This window comes from Microbacterium sp. (assembly GCF_052099035.1).
Lineage (GTDB): Bacteria > Actinomycetota > Actinomycetes > Actinomycetales > Microbacteriaceae > Microbacterium.
In genome coordinates this window covers 1-2,922 of record NZ_JBQDSX010000144.1, presented here as the reverse complement: position 1 = coordinate 2,922, position 2,922 = coordinate 1, and the positions used below count along the sequence as shown (strand labels likewise).

At 68.7% G+C, this 2,922-nt stretch carries 4 protein-coding genes; 2 read left to right on the top strand and 2 right to left on the bottom strand.

What is annotated here, in order from left to right:
- Positions 1–279 (top strand): hypothetical protein (locus ACTIAO_RS17545; RefSeq protein ID WP_441907340.1); only part of this gene is annotated, 279 nt, incomplete at its 5' end.
- 19 nt (positions 280–298) lie between these two features.
- On the opposite strand, the gene ACTIAO_RS17540 is transcribed toward ACTIAO_RS17545, so the two are convergent.
- Positions 299–658 (bottom strand): DoxX family protein, encoded by a 360-nt coding sequence (locus ACTIAO_RS17540; RefSeq protein ID WP_441907339.1) that lies wholly within the window; start codon positions 656–658, stop codon positions 299–301.
- Positions 655–1,233 (bottom strand): TetR/AcrR family transcriptional regulator, encoded by a 579-nt coding sequence (locus tag ACTIAO_RS17535; protein ID WP_441907338.1) that lies wholly within the window; start codon positions 1,231–1,233, stop codon positions 655–657. The genes ACTIAO_RS17540 and ACTIAO_RS17535 overlap by 4 nt, the downstream gene beginning before the upstream one ends.
- A 96-nt stretch (positions 1,234–1,329) precedes the next feature.
- On the opposite strand from ACTIAO_RS17535, the gene ACTIAO_RS17530 reads away from it, so the two are divergent.
- The gene (locus ACTIAO_RS17530) at positions 1,330–2,772 is read left to right on the top strand and encodes a DUF222 domain-containing protein (RefSeq protein ID WP_441907337.1); all 1,443 of its coding nucleotides are present in this window, start codon (positions 1,330–1,332) and stop codon (positions 2,770–2,772) included.
- Positions 2,773–2,922: the final 150 nt, after the last annotated feature.

The following is a 2,922-nucleotide window of genomic DNA, read 5'->3' as shown; positions in this document are numbered from 1 at the left end:
CAGGCGGATCCGCTGCCCGCGTACGACGACGCGTTCGCGGATGCGGACGATGCGTTGAATGTGTGTCGGCGCGCGGGCGACGCGGTCGCGCTGCGCTTCGCGGATCCGCTCGGGCGGAGGGATGCGGCCGGTCGTGTGATTCCGCACGAGTTCGTGCTATTCGGAGAGCTTGCCTCGCGAGTGGGGTCGGTCGAGGAAGGCGTTGAGGTCGTGTGGCCGCTCGTGGAGGAGCGGTACGCGGAGGAGTGGGATCGGAGTGATCAGGGCGGGTTCGCGTAGGGGAGTGTGAAGTGAGGCCCTACGGCAGAACCGAGAGCACCTGCACGGCGATCGCGAGGGCGAGCATGCCGAGGCAGTTGATCCAGAATTCTTTCCCCGTGAAGCGGGCTCGAAGGTGGGCGACGGCGGCGCTGGCGAAGTAGATGATCACGCCGGTGTTCGCGGCGAACGCGACACCGGGTACCCAGATCCCCACCACGAGGCCCACGACCGCGGTGGTTTTGATGACGAGGAGCGTCCACCACCACTCGCGCGGGAAGCCGACCCCGTCGAGGCAGTCGCGGATGAACTTCGGCGGCCGCAGCGACAGCACGACGTCGATCAGCAGAACGAGGGCGAGCAGTGCGGGCAGCCACCAGACGTGCGGGAGGAGAATCATGATGTCGCCTCACAGATGGCGGTGAAGGTGTCGCGGAGGGTGTCGGTCAGCTCGGCCGGGTCAGCGCCGGGGCGCGCCGACCACGAGAAGAGGGTGCCGACGTAGGCGAAGTACGCAGCGTTGGCGGTCGCCGATGCGCGTTCTTCCGTGGCGTTGCTCGAGCCTAAGATCACCACGCGGATCTCCTCGACGAGCGTCGCGGCGAGGCTCGTGAAGAGCGTCGAGGAGTGGGTGCCGGAGACGAGGATCGACGCGTAGGCCCGCGCGAGGTCCTGCCGATCGATGAAAATCGTCACGAACGGATCCACGAGCCGCAGGATCCGATCGACGCAAGTGCCTGCGGTGGGCGGGGCGCTTCGGGTGGCGTGCTCGGCGGCGATCAGATCGTCGAAGACCTGCACGAGCAGGGCAGGCTTGTCGCCGGCGGCCATCACTGTGCCGACGCTGACGCCGGCCGCGTGGGCGATGTCGCGGATCGCCGTCGCCGCGAATCCGCGCTGCTCGAACAGGCGACGCGCCTCGTTGAGGACGCGGGCTTCGGTCGCCTGGCGTTTTTCCGTGCGGAGCGGGGGCATGGGATCCTTCGTTCGATGAACGTGTTCAGTTTACAGCGGAGGCGGCTTGATCGGGGCGGCGTTAACTTTGTCAGTGGTTCGCGATTGACTTCTGACATGGACATTTTCAGCGAACTTCGAGAGCAGGTCGCGTCACTCGACGGCCTGCTCGGCGAGGGCGCTGATGATCTCACGCACACGATGCGGTGCCTCCCGGATGAGCAGCTCGTGCGGGTGATCGAGGCGGCCGCACTGGCGGCTCGCTGCCTCGGCCGTGTCGAGGCAGTCGGCGCCGGTGTTCTCGCCGAACGTTCCGCGCACGGGGCCGGGCAAGGCGGGCTGGCTCAGGTGCACGGGCATCGCAGCCCCGCCGACTTCGTGCAGGCGATCACGGGCACGTCGAAGTCCGACGCGCGCCAACGGATCCGGGTGGGGCAGTCGGTTCTCGACGCGAGCGAACCGGCGAATACGGATCCGGCTGCGCCCGACGCGCCCGCCAGGCCCGCCGTGCCGGCGTGGCATGCGCCGTTGGCGGGTGCGCTGATGCGCGGGCGCGTGTCGTCGGCGCAGAGCGACGCGATCCGCCGCGGACTGGGGGAGCCACCGGCAGATCGTTCCGGCTGCGTCGATGACGATGTGCGGGAAGCGTGGTCTGCCGCAGCTCAGCAGCTGGCCGATGAAGCGGGCCGCCGCACCGTGGAGGAGCTGCGCGACGAGGCCCGCTTGATTCGCGACCGCCTCGATCCTGAGGGTGCCGAGCGGCGCTATCTCGAGCGGCACGAGGCGCGCACGTTCCGCACCTGGACCGACGCCGACGGCCGATGCCGCGGATCAATCAGCTTCGACGACGACGGGCACGCGCTGATCCGCTCGATCTTCGATTCGGCCCTGCGTCCGCGCAGGGGAGGGCCGCGGTTCGTGGACGCGGCCGAGGCCGAGGCGGCGAAGGCGCTCGCCGAAGATCCGCGGTCGATCGATCAGCTCTCGTACGACCTGTTCGTCGATCTGCTGAGGGTGGGCGCGTTCGCCGACGCGAAGGTGGTGCACGGTACGAGGCGTGCGGGTGTGCGGGTCGTGACGGTCGTCGATGCGTCCGGCGGGCACACCGAGGACGGCCTCGTGTCGCTTCCGCAAGAAGACATCGACCGGCGCATCTGCGACACGGGAACGGTGGCGGTCACGGTCGATGCGGGCGGTGATCCGCTCAATGTCGGGCGCGAGCGTCGCCTGTTCACCCCGGCACAGCGCGTGGCGCTCTCAGTGCGCGATGGCGGATGCCGCTGGCACGGCTGCGACCGGCCGTCGTCGTATTGCGAGGCGCACCACATCGACCCGTACTCCGAGGGCGGACGCACCGATATCGACCGGGGCATCCTGCTCTGCCGGTTCCACCACATGCAGCTGCACCACTCGGGGTGGCGCATCAGCCGTGATGGAAAGTCAGCGTTCATGCTGCACGACCCAGGTGGAGGTGCGGTCACGCTCGAACCGAGGCTGGCGCTGAGATACGCATTCGGCGACGTCGATCCGCCCCCGCGACGATTCCGGCCCGCGGCGTAGTCCTATGTCGAAACGGCCTCTCGCTGCGGATAACTCGGCATCGCGAGTCTCGTCATCACGCCGCTGCCGCGACCGCCAACGCCGTGACCTCGTCGGCGCGGAAGTGGTCGTCGCCCGTGATCGTGATCACCGCGTCGCCCGCGAAGATCA

What these genes read in the sequence shown, in the direction of transcription:
- ACTIAO_RS17530 (WP_441907337.1), top strand. Translation starts at nt 1,330, where the DNA reads ATGGACATTTTCAGCGAACTTCGAGAGCAGGTCGCGTCACTCGACGGC.
- ACTIAO_RS17535 (WP_441907338.1), bottom strand. Translation starts at nt 1,233, where the DNA reads ATGCCCCCGCTCCGCACGGAAAAACGCCAGGCGACCGAAGCCCGCGTC.
- ACTIAO_RS17540 (WP_441907339.1), bottom strand. Translation starts at nt 658, where the DNA reads ATGATTCTCCTCCCGCACGTCTGGTGGCTGCCCGCACTGCTCGCCCTC.